Origin of the sequence: Bradyrhizobium sp. AUGA SZCCT0283 (assembly GCF_018130385.1) — a bacterium.
GTDB lineage: Bacteria > Pseudomonadota > Alphaproteobacteria > Rhizobiales > Xanthobacteraceae > Bradyrhizobium.
This window is the reverse complement of the sequence record NZ_JAFCLU010000009.1, coordinates 205,306-220,637: the sequence shown is the minus strand read 5'-3', so window position 1 is coordinate 220,637 and position 15,332 is coordinate 205,306. Positions and strand designations below refer to the sequence as shown.

The following is a 15,332-nucleotide window of genomic DNA, read 5'->3' as shown; positions in this document are numbered from 1 at the left end:
ATCATGCGCAAGATGGACAGGGTAGAATGGGAGGATGTGCAAGGTATCGTCCTCAGTGGGTACGGAGAACTAAAACGTTCGGCCTATCTGTTGTGGCGCTTCCAATCTGGCAATCTCCCGCGCAAGAAAGAGTGGCTTTTCGACCTCACGAGGCGGCTGACGCCATCCCAGCCCGGGCCCAGCAGCAACACGCAACCCGCCAGAAATCTAGCGCTGACGGCCTCTGGCCTGCGGCATCTCGGGGTCGACCAATCCACACTTAACTCCTTCTCGTTCGAATTCCTCGAAGGAATGGCCCCTGCGCGAGCCCGAGGGGCGCCGATACCTCGCCGGACGAATATACTTGGCGACCTCGAAGACAGCTCACCAGAGTACTGGCATTGGGGCGGCTGGAACGAGGAAACCCGCGAAATCGATGGCCTCCTCATGCTGTTCGCTGAAGAGACGGGAATCAATCAGCTGATCCAAGCTGAAATGACGGCAATGGCCGACATTGTCGATGGCGAACCAATCGTACTAAGTGGTCAACTCTTCCCCAAAGAGAGGGAGCATTTCGGCTTTGAGGACGGGTTTTCTCAGCCGAAGATCGAGGGCCGCCCAAAAAAGAGCAAAGGCGCAAATTCCAAGAATGGGAAATCCGAGATCAAGCCGAACGCCGAGGTAAAGGCAGGCGAGTTCCTGCTCGGTTACGAGAACGAGCGCAAAGCGCGCGTGACCAACGGGCATGATCGGGATATCAGGCGGAACGGCACCTATCTTGTGTTTCGCCAGCTCGAACAGGATGTCCCGGCCTTTAACACCTTTGTTTGCGACGTAGCAAAAAAAATTGGCGAGACCGACAAGTGGGTTGCCGCACGCCTGCTCGGCCGGGGTATGGACGGCGAACCGCTGATCGTTGAAAAGCCCAATGGAAGCGAGGAAGATGCAAAGAACAATTTCCTCTACTACTACGAGGACCGCGCCGGCTTGAGGTGCCCGATCGGAGCACACATCCGGCGGGCAAATCCGCGCGACTCCCTCGGACCCGATCCGGAAACAGCGCTGCATCTTTCAAAGATGCATCGCATCATCAGGCGCGGCCGGCCATATGGCGAACGATGGGAGCCGAATGGTGCAAATGGCCACGGTGACAAGGCCGAGAGAGGCATGTTGTTCATTGCCCTGAACGCCGATATCGCCGGGCAATTCGAGATGATCCAGCACTCATGGATCAACAACCCTCATTTCAACGGTCTCTACACTGGAACGGATCCAATCAGTCATTTCCCTGATGGAGAAGGAATCACGATCCAGAGCCGGCCGTCAAACCTTCGCGTCGACCGTGCAAAGCCGTTCGTCACGGTCCGGGGCGGAGCCTATTTCTTTCTTCCAGGACTTCGGGCGCTACGCGATATCGCCGCCCCGGCATGACCCTCGAGCATGTTTGATTCACATAGCGCGCGACGTGCGAGCGGACTCGAGGGCGGGACGACATTGGTCCATCAACGGCCGCATGTCACACGTTGTTGCGAGCTCGAGAGCGCGCTCAAGGTAGGGTTGAGCTTCGGATCGGTCACCTTTCGCCAACGACGCATCGCCCAATAGTTTCAACGCATGGGCCCGTTGCGGAGGCTCGCCGCGCTCTTCCGCGAGCGCCAGGGCCCGCTTCGCTGAAATTCGTGCTTGCACGTGATCGCCTGCCGCCAGGAAAGCGCGCCCCTGCGCCACGAAGAGCCAGCCCCAACCGAAGGCGTTTTCGCCAAGTGGCACGTCCAGCCGCTCCGGCTTGGAGAGAATCTCGGCGGCGGCCTTGACATCGCCCAGCGCAAGATAGGCTTCTCCCATACGTGCGGCGAGTATCGGGTACATCTGCACGATGCCGCGATCGAGGCAAGTTTGCCAGCACTCCCGCAGGATCGACAACGCTTCCACATGCCGACCCTGCGCAATCCTGAGCCGGGCAAGGACATGCGATATATTTGCGCGCGAGTAGAAATGATCCTCGGCTCTTGTTATGGCATCATTGGCCATGATTTCGGCTCGTTCCAGTTCCCCGATTTCGATCAGGGAGTCGGCCAAAAAAGTGCGGAGCACGACGCTTGGATAGGCGGCCCAGCCTGCGCGCTTCTGATCAAGCTCCGGACTTTCGAACGCGAAGCACTGTTCGTGTACTTCGATCGAGTCTCTGTAAGCTCCGGTTTCGTGGAGCACCATCCCGATGTTGTGCAGTGATGCGAACGTGAGAGCTGGGTCAGCGATCTGCTGCGCTATCGCGCTCGCAGCTTTAGCCGCCTCCATTGCACCGTCGTGCTCTCCAATCCGCCAAAGGGCTACCGCGAGCTGACAATTGACGGCGGCATTGCGTATTGGATCATTGGATGGGTCATCCAGCTCGCGCGCCTCTCGCAGCACATCGGCAATCAGACGATGCTTGCCAAGGGGCTCCAACGCAATCACAACGATGAGGCGGAAATCGATTTCAGCCCTGATTTTCGCTGCCGAGGGCGGCCAGTGCGACAGGGTCTCCAGCCCGCGATGATAAATCCCGATCGCGTCCTGGTTGGCGCCGCGCCTCACGGCACGTCGACAGCTACGGAGCTGATACGGCACGGCCTTTTCCCAAAGCCCCGCCATGAATGCATGATCGGCCAACCGGTCGATGTGCTCGTCGAGCCGATCGCCGAAGCGGGATTCTATGGTTGCAACCGCCTTGGCATGCAGCGATCGGCGCGTCCCCAGCAGCATCGTGCCGTAGGCAACTTCGCGTATCAGCTCATGCTTGAAAGAATACTCTGATCCGACGCGCTTCACTCTGCGGAGGAAGTCTGCCTCCTCAAGCTCCCTGAGGTATCCCGATATCTTACTTGCTGGTACCTCGAGCATTCCGGATAGCAGTGCGATCGAAACGTCCGCTCCGATCACTGAAGATGTTTGCAACAACGTCTTCGGCAATCCGTCTAATCGATCAATACGTGCGGCTAGAACGGTATGGATGGTTTGCGGGATTTCAATCCGCTCGGCAGGTTTGCTCAGCCGATAGTCCCCTGGCTCTCCCTCGAAACTGCCAGCCTCTGCGAGAGACTGAACCAACTCCTCCAAAAACAAGGGATTTCCCTGCGCTTTAGCGACGATGCGGTTTCTTATAGACTGCAGAGTGAGATCTCGACCGATAAGACGATCGAGCAATTCTTGTGAATCTACCTCGGCGAGTGCGGATAGTTCGAGACGAAGGAGATCGGGGTCCGCCAGATTGCCTTCGGGGCGCTGCGTCATGATCAGGAAAATTCGCAAGCCACGCAACAAGCTGAGGACATTGTGAAGAATGATCCTTGTTTCGCTATCGATCCAATGAACGTCCTCGACAATGATCAACAGCGGTGTGCGCCGCTCCTGAAACAAGACCAGAGCCGTAATCGCTTCGACGATTGCTCGACGTTTCTCCGTCGGCTCCAGGTTCTTCCACTCCTGATCCTCGATGCTGATGTCCAACACTGAAAAAACTGCCGGAAGGAACTTTGCCAGATTGGCGTCGAGCGAAACGATCTGCTCCTTAATACGCTTGGCAACGGTTTCCGGCTTGTCATCGATGTCAATTCCGAACATATGACGGATAAGATCGCTGATCGGATAATAGCTGGACTGCGTATGCTGAGGAACGCATGCGGTTTCCAGTACCATCCACTCGCTGCCAAGCTCGCCGACGAAGTCGTGAATCAGTCGCGATTTACCGAACCCCGCAGCGCCAATGACAGTCAGCGCCTGTCCATTACCGCTCGCGGCTCTTCGCAGCAGCCCTCTTAGCGTGTCGAGCTCTGCCTGTCGGCCCACCAGCGCGTTTAGGCCTTGCGAAGAGCGCGCCTGCCAGCGCGTGGTCGAACGCATCCCGCCCAATTCGAAAGTCTCGACCGGCTCCGCCACGCCTTTCAACGCAACCGTGCCCCGCGGGTCCGCGACGATGAAGCCCTTGGCCAGCTTTTGCGTCGCAGCGGTCAGCATGATCCTGTTTGGCGCCGCGAGCTCTTCCATGCGGGCAGCCAGATGCACGGTTTTTCCGACCGCATCGTAATTCATCGTCAAGTTGCTGCCGATCGAGTGAATGACGACGTGACCGGAATTAATTCCGATACGCAGGGAGATATCGCTGATCCTCCTGCGATTCAGCTCTTGAATGCCGGCCTGCATAGCCATCGCCGCGCGACAAGCCTGCACGGCATGGTCTTCGGTTGCGATGGGCGCTCCGAAAAGCGCCATGACACCGTCGCCACGGGCTTGGTTCATGAATCCATCGTGTTGATGAATCGCATCCATCAGCACCTGGAGCACTGGTCCGAGGATTTCGAGCGCCTCTTCTGGATCGAGCCTGTCGATCAGTGCTGTCGAACCACGGACGTCGGCGAACAAAACCGTGACGTGCTTGCGTTCTCCGGACATGGCGCCGCCGGAATGCAAAATCCGCTCGGCCAGCTTGGCCGGCACCTTCGATTGCAGAAAAGTCAGGGCGTTCTGGTCTGTCGCGTTCCCGAAGGCCCTGGATCGTCCACAGCCGCCACAAAAGTTCGCAGTCGGCCGGATTTCAAAGCCACAATGGCTACACCGACGTCCCAATTCGCCGGGCAAATTGCGCCGTTTCGTGACCACGGCAGTGACCCTTCTTCACGGCATGTCCAACCGTTAGCCAATTTCGTACCGATAGTAGGACAACCGTCAACGCAAGACGAGCAAATTGCACTGGCCCGCCGGCTAATTGTTGTCTCGGGCAATTGCCGAAAGGTGTGCAAAGATAAGCTCTTAGGCTCCCGCCTTTAAGAGATGCTTCGTTTCCGCCAGTGAAGCGCGGATCGACCGTTGGCCGGAATTGATTAGGTAAGTGAGTACTGCGCTAGGGAGCGGACGTGGCTGACAATCAGGGATAACATCCACTTTGGGTCGGTCGGTCATAAGCTGACACGCGCGCAACGCCATGAACACGTCTGCTTAGCTTCCATGAGCAGACGTCAAATTGGAGCGCTGCGCAAAGTGATTTGCATTTGCCCGCTGTCAGTTGCTGACACTGCATCAAAAAATCGGCCTGAATCGAGTAACAAATAGGCTTGGATGCATCTGCCACCCCTACCACTCAGTGGTGATCGAACCGGTCTCCTCCAATCGTCTCCACAAAAACGGGAATTTCTGCGGTTTGGGCTGGAGACTTTCGGCATATTCTCGCTAAGGTTGCCATTTTCTAGAGACTGGAGACTCGGGGCAACTGCACGAAAAGCCTATAAAATGCGGCGGTTCTAACCAATATGAGCCAACCCTCTCTGGTTGAGCCAGTGGCTGGCTGGGGCGGGAGGGATCGAACCTCCGAATGGCGGAATCAAAATCCGCTGCCTTACCGCTTGGCTACGCCCCAACAGGCTGAACCGAAACGCGCGGACGATGCGCCCTGCGCGAACCGGTTCGGACAACGCCCGGTCTATAGAGGGAGTTCGGCCATTTCAACAGGCTGGAAGCCCGAATTTCGTCCGAAATCAGCACCCCGGAAGCGTGACCCTTTATAATTAGACCGGTTACGCGAAGGCCCCCGGCCGGTTTCACGCCCCTGGCGCGGCCCAATACCGCCCATCGGAGAGTTGAGACAACCCCGGTTTCGTGGGAATACGGCAGCCCAGTTCCTGTCAAAGCGAGATTTTCGTCATGACCTACCGCGCGCCGATCTCCGACATCCTGCTCGCGCTCAACCACGGCGCCGGCCTGCAGGCGGCCGTGAAGGCCGGCCATTATGGCGACTTCGACGGCGACATCACCGCGGCCGTGCTGGAGGAAGCCGGCAAATTCGCCGGCGACGTGCTGGCGCCGCTGAACAGGGTGGGCGACGAACACGGCATCAAGCTCGCCGACGACAAGGTGACGACCGCTCCCGGCTGGCCCGATGCCTATCAGCGCTGGATCGCCGCCGGGTGGAATGCGGTGTCGGGGCCGGAAGCTTTTGGCGGCCAGGGCCTGCCGATGGCGATCAACGCGGCCTGCACCGAAATCTGGAGCGCGTCGAACATCGCCTTCGGCCTCTGCCCGCTGCTGACGCTCTCCGCCATCGAGGCGCTCGATGCCCATGGCAGCGAGGAACTGAAGCAGATCTATCTGAAAAAGCTCGTCTCCGGCGAATGGACCGGCACCATGCAGCTCACCGAGCCGCAGGCCGGCTCCGATGTCGGCGCGCTGCGTACCCGCGCCGAGCGCGCTGATGACGGCACCTATCGCATCAAGGGCACGAAAATCTTCATCACCTATGGCGACCACGACATGACCGATAACATCGTTCATTTCGTGCTGGCCCGCCTGCCCGATGCGCCCGCGGGCACCAAGGGCATCTCGCTGTTCCTGATTCCGAAATTCATGGTCAATGCCGACGGCTCGCTTGGCGCACGCAACGACATCTATCCGTCCGGCGTCGAGCACAAGCTCGGCATGCACGCCTCCCCCACCTGCACCATGACGATGGGCGATCACGGCGGCGCCGTCGGTTACCTGATCGGCGAGGAAAACAAGGGCATGCTCTGCATGTTCACGATGATGAACCAGGCCCGCCTCGGCGTCGGCCTCGAAGGCGTCGGCATTGCCGATCGCGCCTATCAGCAGGCGCTGGCCTTCGCGCAGGAACGCCGCCAGGGCCGCGCCGTCGGCAAAAAAGGCGACGGGCTCGACCCGATCATCGTGCATCCCGACGTCAAGCGCATGCTGTTGCAGATGCGCGCCATGACCGCCGCGGCGCGCTCGATCTGCTACGCCACCGCCGTGGCGCTCGACGTCTCCACGCGCGCCAAGGACGCCAAGGTTCGGGCTGAGGCCGCCGCGCGAGGCGCGTTGCTGACGCCGATTGCAAAGGCGTTCTCCACCGATATCGGCAACGAGGTGGCGTATCTGGGCGTGCAGATCCACGGCGGCATGGGCTTCATCGAGGAGACCGGCGCCGCGCAGCACTATCGCGACGCGCGCATCACCTCGATCTACGAGGGCACCAACGGCATCCAGTCGATCGACCTCGTGACGCGCAAGCTTGCCGCCAACGGCGGCGCATCCGTCTGGGCCCTGCTCGATGAACTGGGCGGCATCGTCAAGCAGGTCGAGACCTCGAACGATCCCGCCTTCGGCACGACAGGCGCCAAACTGCGCGACGCGCTCGGCTCGCTGGAGCGCGCCAGCAAATGGCTGTTGGAGCGCGTGGCGTCGGCGCCGAACGACGCGCTGGCAGGCGCCACGCCATACTTGCGCCTGTTTGGCTCGACGCTCGGCGGCTGCATGCTGGCCGGCGAAGCGCTGGCCGCCAAGAGCAATGGCGACGCCGGCGATCCACAGCGCTACGTGACGGTGGCGCGGTTCTTTGCCGAGAACATCACCGTGCAGGCGGGTTCGCTGGAGAAGACGGTGACCGACAGCGCGGAAGCCGTGAACGGCGCGGATGCAGTGTTGCTGGGGTGAGCGCATTCGTGCGGCTCGCTCTGAATACGCGGCACGCACGCATCCGTCGCAGAATGGCACAGCAAGTTCCATGCTGCGGCGCGTGGTATTGAAGCAACACCTTTGAAAAAATGGATGATCCCGTAGTCTCCGGCCGTTGCGCATTCATTTCGCAATCCGAAGAATGAGCGCCGTCGCGTGCTTGGCTATGTAATCAGGCTCATGCGGAGCCTTGGGAGGCCGGATCATGGACCCATGGCGATTGGCAACGAAGGCGCAGCGCCGAATCAACGCTCTCGCGGGCTTGGCTCTCGCGAGCTGTGTTCTCGCCTGGCTCGCAGGCTCCGGTTCGGCTTCCATCGAGCACATCAGCGCTTCCATCGAAAACGCTCGCGCGGCCGCGATCGAGAGCACCAGTGCGGTGTCCATCGTGGAACGCCGCGAACCAACTGTCATCACAAGCGTCGCGCCCACGGAGCCACCGCAGAAGATCGTTCTGGCGAGCGCCGACATCGGTGACGTCGTTGTGGCGCCAGCCACCGATTCCGTGATGGCGAAAGTCGCCGAAGCTACGGCGAACCTTCGTTATGAGCCGATATCGCTTTTCGAGATTTCGTTGGCCGATCCTTCGCAGGTGCTGTCGCCCGAGGAACCGTCCACCGATGTAGCGATGGTCAGCCCGACCGATGCGGTGCCTGACAATGCCCAGCCAGCGATCCGCATCCTCGAAATCAACGAGGAGTGCCTGGTCGCGGAGATCTGCATCGATCGCTATCTGTGGGCCCTCTACGAGCGGGCGCCCAAGGTCGATGCCATCAAGGTGCATGAACAGCGCAAGGTGACGATCAAGCGCAAAGGCAAGACGAAAACTGTCACCAGGACCTTCACTAAGCGTGTCGACGAGGACTTCACCTGGAAGGATCCAAAGGCCGCTGAAAGAGCCGGCATGTCGATGATGGACTATGTGATCGGCGGCATGGACCGGAAGTTCAAGCTCAAGCTGTTTCACACCCTTCACGCGGCGGAGCAGGCTGGCCTGTCGCCCGGCATCACCAGCGCATTCCGCGATGATTACCGTCAGGGAATCGCAAGCGGCCTGAAGGCGGCATCCGACCGGTCCTACCATGGCGGCAGCCTCCGCGGCGGCTATGGCCGCGGGCTCGCGGCCGACATTGTGAGCGTCAAGGGCGCCAGCCGCGCGCAGCGATGGGTCTCCACCGAAAAGCTCTGGAAGTGGATCGACGCGAACGGCAAGGACTTTGGAATCGGTCGGCCCTATCTCGACAGGGATCCGCCCCACGTCGCGCCGATCGACGGCCAAGAATATGTCTCTCGCCGCGGCAGCGCAAAGACGCAAGAGGCAGAAGCGAGGATCAAGAAAGACGCGGGAGCGAAGGCCAGGAAGCACGCCGACGCGAAGGTCAAGAAGGGCAGCCGACAGGCCGCGCGCGAGGATCGCGGCAAGGCTAAGCAGGCCAAGACCGCTAAAATTGCCAAGACCGTGAAACTCGCGAGAGCGAGGACCATGTAGCCGGTTCGAGCACGCCCTTCCCGCCCGTCACGGGAAGGCCGCAGACTTGCCCCGCCTCCGCTCCTGTCAGGAGCGGATCGATCATACCCTCTGCTCTCGAACGCGCCGCAGTAAGCGTCAGCCCGTGTTCCTGACCGCATTGGCCAGCATGGCGTAGAGCTCACGCTTGGTGAGTTCCCTGGCCTGCTTCGCGACCGGCTTGGACTTCGACATCACCCTGTCCACCGGCCGGGCGCAGGCTGCCGCGAGCGCCGGCTTTCGCGTCGGCACGGCCACGATCCTGGGGTTGGCCGTCGGTGGCTTGTGACCCCGCTTGTGGCCCATGCGCTTCAGCTTGGCGCTCACGGCGTTGCGGCTGTAGCCGAGCCGACTTGCGATCTGACCGGCGCTGTGGCCCGCGGCCCAGAGTTCTTTGAGCAGTGCTACGTCTTTCGCATCCCAACTCATGGGAAATACTTATACGCCTGATATCGGCTTTAGGCGAGTCGTTGCTGATGGTGCGTCGGCCGATGATTCATCTCGTCGTTAACGCAGCGAGTAGCCCGCATGAGCGCAGCGACATGCGGGAGAGAAGCTGAAGCCCCGGATGTCGCGGAGCCTGTCATCACTGTGCGAGCGCAATGCGCTCGTCGTCGGGCGCGCATTCGCGCGACCCGTTGGCTCATCCGGGCTACGCATGCCGGGTTCGCTCGCCCCGCGAACCAGCCGCCGCGACCGTCAAGGCGATCGCTGCGGGATCGCAGCACAGCACCATCAAGAGTATCAGCCATCGCACCGCGACTTCGGGCGCGGCACCGACCATCATCGCAAGATACTGGATCGGGCCTGCGGATGCCTCGATGCGGGAACGTTCACCGGCCAGCGCGGCGCGTTGCGCCTGCAGGCCGACCAGCGTTGTGGTCGCCGCCTGCCGCTGCGTATCCAACCCATCCCGCGTCACACGCTGTTGCGTGGCGATGTTGATGGCCCGCGTCACCCGGCCAAGCCGCGTCGATTCGTCCACGGCCCGGTCGATTTGCGCGATGCGGCCGGCGAGGTCGGCAACGAGAGCCGTTTGCGCCGTAACGTGGGCGTCGAGCGCTTCAAGGCGCTCCGTGACGCCGGAACGCGACGAGGCCGCCACGCTGACATGCGCCTCGACCAGCTTGCCGAACACACCGGCGGCGTTGATGAGCGCGAGGCCGGCAACGAGGGCGACCATGACGAAACGCATTTTCCAGTTGGTCCGGCGCCAATGCGCGGCCAGCCATCCGGCGATCACGAGCTTGCCGGCTTCCATGGTGGCGGCGAGCACCATGACCGCAACCGGCGCGCCGGGAAATATTTCGGCCATGCCCGCGACGGAAAAATAGGCAGCAACCGTCGCCAGTGCGAGTGCGGCAACAAGGGCAAAGGCGCGGCTGGTGCGTGCGCGCTCCGGCGTGGTGGGAACTGCCTCCGGCATGATGGGTGCGACGGAAACGGTCAGCGGCTCAAGCGGCGCGTTGGGCGCCTCGGGCTCGCCATCGGCCTCTTCTGTCCTGGCCTTGGTTGTCCTGGCTGCCTTGGCCTTGGTGCCCTTGGCAGCCTTGGCGCGACTGGTTGCCGGAGAGGCGCGGCCGCGCTTCGCTGCCGGCAAGGGCGTCTCGCCAGATGCTTCAACGCCTATGTTTTCCGCAGGCGTCGCCACCAATCTGGGGGTGCGATTTGAGGCATTGGCCCAGGCGTCAAGCTGGTGCCTGATGCGCACAGCATCGCTGTCGCCCTCGTTAAGTTCGGTCGCGGAGATCGCTTGCGTGGTTGCACGGCCTGTCATGTGGCCCCCCGCCTCGCAACGGCGAAAGCCAGCTTCTCCTCGGCGAAGAACTGAAGCGCGCCGTAACCTTCCGTGTCGACGGCATATCTAAAGCTTCCGTCAACGGTCGGAAACACGGCGACAACCGCGCCCGACTCGTGATCGTTGGCCATGTTTTCGACTTGCTCGCCAATCGCAAACTTCGACATCGAAAACTCCTACTCGAACCATTGCTGCGATTATATCTGCGTCGGCAGGATGTAGCTGCACAACGATGCGCCTCCCGGAATTTAGGACGATGGTTGTTGCACTAATGTCTCATTCCGATCGCCGGAGGGAACCGCTTCACGCGTGGACGCGAAACGAGCATGGCGCGATGTCGGGAGTGAGTGCGAAATGCGCTTCGAGGGCGAAATCAACCGGGCCATCTGAATTTCCGAGTTCGCATCCTCGTTCTTCGAGTGTGCCCGATTTGCAGGATGGGTGGAGGCCCAGGCACGGCAATCCAGAACTGTTGCAGCGTTAAGACAGTCATGGCCATTCCGATGCGGTCCCGTAGTTCTACGCTTTGCGAATCGTCCACGCCCGCCGCTACTCTCAATGCAATTCGCATTCCCCGGCGTTGCCGGTATCCGTCCCGCGCAAAAAAAAGCACGGCTACGGAAGTGTTGCGTTTTTGCCGGGCAATTCGCGTAAGGGGCGTCCAAAAAAACGGCGTGCACCAATGTTGGCATGAACCCTGCATTGGCTGAACGAAGTGGATATTCCTTATTCAACGAAGGTCGCCATGCTCATCACTCTCGTCGCCGTTCTCTGCAACAGCCAGCTTTGTCTCGAAAAGGTCGTCACCACCAGCGACCAGTCCGGCATCACCATGAGCGCCTGCGCGGTCAACGCGCAGATCGGGATTGCCGACTGGCTCGCCAAGGGGCCGTATCACGCGTGGCGATTGCAGAGCTACAAATGCGTGCTCGGGAAGTACGTTCCGAAGAACGAAGCCTGAGAAGCTGCATGCTACCTCACGCTGGCGCGGCTCCTTGCCGGGCACAACGAACTTGTTTGCGTCAACGTTCGTAAACATGACTTCACCATCTCGCGGCGCGACTTGCGCCCGAGGTTTGCTGGAATTCCTTCCCTCTAAAATGAGGGAGCAGGGAATGCCGGGTGCTTGCTGCACCCGCGGTCTCGTGTGCAATGAGTGGAAGTGAGCGCACACGAGCATACAGGTACAGCCGGAGCACTCCGGCATTCCCTGCGCAATGGTTTGACGGCTTATGCCGCGCTCTCCTTGGAGACGAATTCCTTTTGCCTCCATCGCTGCCGGCTTGATGGCAAAATCGATCCGGTTGGACCAACTTCGCCACCGGCAGCTTGACATCAGCCACGGATGCCAGGACCACACGGTTTTGCCGTACGCTGCAGCGTCGTCGTCTTGCGCGCTGTGCTCACTCACGGCCGAAACCGCCCTGCAAACACCATCTCGCGCCTGACGCTGCCCACGTCCACCGCATCCCACCCCGCGTCCGTGACGATCGCGATCCGCCCCTCGTGAGGGATGAGACGGCGGGATTGATAGTGCTGATTTGGGGTGGCCGAGAAGAGAATTGTTTTTGCCGAAGGGACTGGACGGGGCAAATCACGTTGAATTGGCTCGGGAAATTAGTGTTTTGGCGCAACGCCTAGGGCGTGCACTTAACTAGTCGCATCTTCACCGGCCTTTCACACCTGCGCCGGCACTTCGACCAGCCCCAGATACCGCGCCATCGGCCGGAAATCGCTGTCGTTGTGAAGCAGTGGCCTGCGGTTCTCGATGCACCAGGTGCCGATCAAGAGGTCGATGGTCTTGCGAACCGTGATGCCGCGCCGGCGCAAGGAACGGAAATTGCGGGCCGCAATGGTGGCGATCGCATCGCCGGCCATTGACACGATCTCGAAGCGGCGCAGCAGAGCCTCGACTTCCCGGGCCGCCCGCTCGCTGTCGAGACCCTGCAGCACCTCGCAAAGCATCAGGTCGCCCACGACGATCTCTTCCATGCCGAGGAGCGCGCGGAGCCGCCGGACATGCGGCGCATTGCGGCCGTTGAGGAAGTCGATCCAAACGCTGCTGTCGACGACGATCACCCGGCCGCTGCTCGTCCCTTGCGACTGCGGGCGAGGTTGCCGCGCCAGCGGTATTTGCCGAACGCCCCGCCGACCTCCTGCTGACCTCGCAGCCTGATCATCAAACGGAGCGCCTGCTCCACCGTCTGCTTCTTGGTTTGATGTCCGGAAGCCTTCTGCGCTTCCGCCATCAGCGCATCGTCGATGTCGATATTGGTGCGCATGGCCGATGTCCCGTCGCGATGTGTATGAAAAGATAATACTATACACATCCGAATTCCGCAACGTGCACCAAGAAGTTGCGGTGACCAAGCCCGTAGGATGGGTGGAGCGCAGCGATACCCATCAATTGCGACGGAGAACAGTGATGGGTTTCGCTTCGCTCTACCCATCCTGCGAAATCGGCTCAGCGCGTAGCCCGCATCAACGCAGCGACGTGCGGGGATGGATAGTCGGCTGAAGCCCCGGATGTCGCTGCGCTCATCCGGGCTACGGTTCTACGCTTGTCCGGCGATGATGGGTATCGCTGCGCTCCACCCATCCTACGAAGCTTACCCAATCGGCTTCAGCCCCGCCTCGATCGCCGCCCGTCGCGGCTCCAGGAACGGCGGCAGCGCCAGCCTCTCGCCCAGCGTCTCCATCGGCTCGTCGGTCGCAAAGCCCGGGCCGTCAGTGGCGATCTCGAACAAAATGCCGTTGGGCTCGCGGAAATAGAGGCTGCGGAAATAGAAGCGGTCGATCTCGCCGCTGTTGGGGACGCGGAGCTCGTTCAGGCGGTGCGTCCAGGCGTGATATTGCGCCTCATCCGGCGTGCGGAACGCGACGTGGTGAACGCCGCCGGCGCCTTGCCGCGCGACCGGCGTTTCCTTGTCTTCGAGCACATGCAGTTCGGCGGCGGGGCTGCTCTCTCCCCTTGCCTCGCCCATCTCGAACACATGGATCTGCGCGCCGTGGGCGGCATACTCGCGCACGCGGCGCATGTTCATGACCTCGGTCAGCACGAAGGCAGTGCGCGACAGCTCCTGCACGGTCAGCACGATCGGACCGAGGCCGCGGATCTGGTGCTCTGCCGGCACCGGGCTGCGCTCCCATGGCGAGGCGGCGCCCGCGGCCCCGTCGTCGACCAGCACCAGGCGCTGGCCCTCGCCGTCCTCGAACGGCAGCGTCAGCCGGCCGTCGACCTCGACGATATCGCCGGTCTCGGCGCCGGCGTTTTTCAGACGATCCCGCCAGTAGCCGAGGGTCTTCTCGCCCGAGACGCGCAAGCCCGTGCGCGAGATCGAATTGGTTCCGCGCCGCTCGGGGGCTGCCGGAAAATCAAAGAAGGTGAGATCGGTGCCGGGATTGGCTTTGCCGTCGGCATAGAACAGGTGATAGGCGCTGACGTCGTCCTGGTTGACGGTCTTTTTCACCAGCCGCATGCCGAGGAGCGCGGTGTAAAACGCCAGATTGTCCCGGGGCTTTGCCGAGATCGCGGTCAGATGATGAATTCCGCCTAGCTGCATTGCACTATCCTCGCAGTCACATCCCCCGAAAAATCGCAGGGAGTTGTTGGGCCTTTTGCCGGATCATGTAGGATGTCGGCGGATGATTGGCCAGCGGCACCGTCGCCGCCTGCTTTTAGGGGCGAGTTCATGACCGAACACCTCATTGTGTCGGACGAAGATGCGACGCGCGTGATCACGTTGCGGCGGCCCGAGAAGAAGAACGCGATCACGCAAGACATGTATCGCGCGATGAGCGATGCCATCGACAAGGCGCAGAACAACCCCGATATCCGCTGCATCATCATCACCGGCGGCTCGGGCGTGTTCACCGCCGGCAACGATCTGGAGGATTTCCTCAAAGACGGCACCTCCAACAGCGACGCGCCGCGCGCCTCCAATGCCGCCAAATTTCTCTACTCGCTGGCGCACAACGTCAAGCCGATCATCGCCGCCGTCGACGGCGTCGCGATCGGCATCGGCACCACCATGCTGTTCCATTGCGATTACGTGCTGGCGAGCAAGACCGCGACCTTCTCGACGCCGTTCATCCATCTCGGGCTGGTGCCGGAAGGCGCCTCCAGCCTGCTGATGCCGCGCACCATGGGCCACCAGCGCGCCTTTTCCATGCTGGTGATGGGCCGCACCTTCTCCGCCGACGACGCCCGCGAAGCCGGCTTCGTCAATGTGGTGGTGGCGCCCGGCCATACCGAGGCCGAGGCGCGCAAGGTGGCCCGCGAGATCTGCGCGCTGCCGGCCGAAGCGGTCGCGATCTCGCGAAAACTGTTGAAGCTGCCGCCCGAGGACATGACGCGCCGGATCGACCAGGAAGGCCATCTGTTCGGCGAACGGATGCGCTCGAAGGAAGCGGTCGCCGCGTTCAAGGCGTTCTTTGCGCGGAAGAAGGGGTGAGCGAAAGGCGCGCGTTCGCCCCACCGTCATTGCGAGGAGCGCAGCGACGAAGCAATCCATTCTTTCTTCATGCGGCGCGATGGATTGCTTCGCTGCGCTCGCAATGACGGGGACA

General features: G+C 61.4%; 12 protein-coding genes and 1 tRNA gene. 5 read left to right on the top strand and 8 right to left on the bottom strand.

The features are described 5' to 3' along the window. The first annotated feature begins 3 nt into the window (after window positions 1-3). Window positions 4-1,410, top strand: a complete 1,407-nt coding sequence (locus tag JQ624_RS15390; protein WP_249129812.1) for a Dyp-type peroxidase — start codon at window positions 4-6, stop codon at window positions 1,408-1,410. Between the two features lie 18 nt (window positions 1,411-1,428). Here the strand turns inward: JQ624_RS15390 and JQ624_RS15385 are convergent, their stop codons facing one another. Together JQ624_RS15385 and JQ624_RS15380 are read right to left on the bottom strand one after the other, a co-directional pair. Next, window positions 1,429-4,455, bottom strand: a complete 3,027-nt coding sequence (locus tag JQ624_RS15385; RefSeq protein ID WP_312014425.1) for an adenylate/guanylate cyclase domain-containing protein — start codon at window positions 4,453-4,455, stop codon at window positions 1,429-1,431. An 841-nt stretch (window positions 4,456-5,296) separates the two neighbouring features. Next, window positions 5,297-5,371: transfer RNA gene (locus tag JQ624_RS15380), tRNA-Gln, on the bottom strand. 284 nt (window positions 5,372-5,655) lie between these two features. Here JQ624_RS15380 and JQ624_RS15375 point away from each other — a divergent pair. Then, on the top strand, window positions 5,656-7,437 hold the full coding sequence (locus tag JQ624_RS15375) for an acyl-CoA dehydrogenase (RefSeq protein WP_212419735.1): 1,782 nt from the start codon (window positions 5,656-5,658) through the stop codon (window positions 7,435-7,437). A 226-nt stretch (window positions 7,438-7,663) separates the two neighbouring features. Next, window positions 7,664-8,947, top strand: a complete 1,284-nt coding sequence (locus JQ624_RS15370; protein WP_212419734.1) for a hypothetical protein — start codon at window positions 7,664-7,666, stop codon at window positions 8,945-8,947. Between the two features lie 117 nt (window positions 8,948-9,064). Here the strand turns inward: JQ624_RS15370 and JQ624_RS15365 are convergent, their stop codons facing one another. The 3 genes from JQ624_RS15365 to JQ624_RS15355 all read right to left on the bottom strand — a co-directional run bounded on the left by JQ624_RS15365 (window position 9,065) and on the right by JQ624_RS15355 (window position 10,930). Next, on the bottom strand, window positions 9,065-9,394 hold the full coding sequence (locus JQ624_RS15365; protein ID WP_212419733.1) for a GcrA family cell cycle regulator: 330 nt from the start codon (window positions 9,392-9,394) through the stop codon (window positions 9,065-9,067). 223 nt (window positions 9,395-9,617) lie between these two features. Then, window positions 9,618-10,742, bottom strand: coding sequence for a hypothetical protein (locus JQ624_RS15360; RefSeq protein WP_212419732.1), 1,125 nt, complete (start codon window positions 10,740-10,742; stop codon window positions 9,618-9,620). Beyond that, window positions 10,739-10,930, bottom strand: a complete 192-nt coding sequence (locus JQ624_RS15355; protein ID WP_212419731.1) for a hypothetical protein — start codon at window positions 10,928-10,930, stop codon at window positions 10,739-10,741. Before JQ624_RS15355 ends, JQ624_RS15360 begins: the two co-directional genes overlap by 4 nt. 578 nt (window positions 10,931-11,508) lie before the next feature. Between JQ624_RS15355 and JQ624_RS15350 the strand changes: the two genes are divergently transcribed. After that, window positions 11,509-11,724, top strand: a complete 216-nt coding sequence (locus JQ624_RS15350; protein WP_212419730.1) for a hypothetical protein — start codon at window positions 11,509-11,511, stop codon at window positions 11,722-11,724. A gap of 716 nt (window positions 11,725-12,440) precedes the next feature. Here JQ624_RS15350 and JQ624_RS15345 read toward each other — a convergent pair. From JQ624_RS15345 to JQ624_RS15335, 3 genes are all read right to left on the bottom strand, one after another. Then, complete coding sequence (locus JQ624_RS15345; RefSeq protein WP_212419729.1) at window positions 12,441-12,842, bottom strand: PIN domain nuclease; 402 nt, start codon at window positions 12,840-12,842, stop codon at window positions 12,441-12,443. Next, the gene (locus JQ624_RS15340) at window positions 12,839-13,045 is read right to left on the bottom strand and encodes a type II toxin-antitoxin system VapB family antitoxin (protein ID WP_212419728.1); all 207 of its coding nucleotides are present in this window, start codon (window positions 13,043-13,045) and stop codon (window positions 12,839-12,841) included. The genes JQ624_RS15345 and JQ624_RS15340 overlap by 4 nt, the downstream gene beginning before the upstream one ends. Before the next feature lie 327 nt (window positions 13,046-13,372). Then, window positions 13,373-14,326, bottom strand: coding sequence for a ring-cleaving dioxygenase (locus JQ624_RS15335; protein WP_212419727.1), 954 nt, complete (start codon window positions 14,324-14,326; stop codon window positions 13,373-13,375). Between the two features lie 129 nt (window positions 14,327-14,455). Between JQ624_RS15335 and JQ624_RS15330 the strand changes: the two genes are divergently transcribed. After that, on the top strand, window positions 14,456-15,217 hold the full coding sequence (locus JQ624_RS15330) for a crotonase/enoyl-CoA hydratase family protein (protein WP_212419726.1): 762 nt from the start codon (window positions 14,456-14,458) through the stop codon (window positions 15,215-15,217). Window positions 15,218-15,332 lie beyond the last annotated feature (115 nt).

Excerpts from the sequence above, each read along its gene's own strand:
- JQ624_RS15355 (WP_212419731.1), bottom strand. The coding sequence starts at position 10,930 with ATGTCGAAGTTTGCGATTGGCGAGCAAGTCGAAAACATGGCCAACGAT.
- JQ624_RS15365 (WP_212419733.1), bottom strand. The coding sequence starts at position 9,394 with ATGAGTTGGGATGCGAAAGACGTAGCACTGCTCAAAGAACTCTGGGCC.
- JQ624_RS15375 (WP_212419735.1), top strand. The coding sequence starts at position 5,656 with ATGACCTACCGCGCGCCGATCTCCGACATCCTGCTCGCGCTCAACCAC.
- JQ624_RS15370 (WP_212419734.1), top strand. The coding sequence starts at position 7,664 with ATGGACCCATGGCGATTGGCAACGAAGGCGCAGCGCCGAATCAACGCT.
- JQ624_RS15390 (WP_249129812.1), top strand. The coding sequence starts at position 4 with ATGCGCAAGATGGACAGGGTAGAATGGGAGGATGTGCAAGGTATCGTC.
- JQ624_RS15330 (WP_212419726.1), top strand. The coding sequence starts at position 14,456 with ATGACCGAACACCTCATTGTGTCGGACGAAGATGCGACGCGCGTGATC.
- JQ624_RS15360 (WP_212419732.1), bottom strand. The coding sequence starts at position 10,742 with ATGACAGGCCGTGCAACCACGCAAGCGATCTCCGCGACCGAACTTAAC.
- JQ624_RS15335 (WP_212419727.1), bottom strand. The coding sequence starts at position 14,326 with ATGCAGCTAGGCGGAATTCATCATCTGACCGCGATCTCGGCAAAGCCC.
- JQ624_RS15350 (WP_212419730.1), top strand. The coding sequence starts at position 11,509 with ATGCTCATCACTCTCGTCGCCGTTCTCTGCAACAGCCAGCTTTGTCTC.
- JQ624_RS15340 (WP_212419728.1), bottom strand. The coding sequence starts at position 13,045 with ATGCGCACCAATATCGACATCGACGATGCGCTGATGGCGGAAGCGCAG.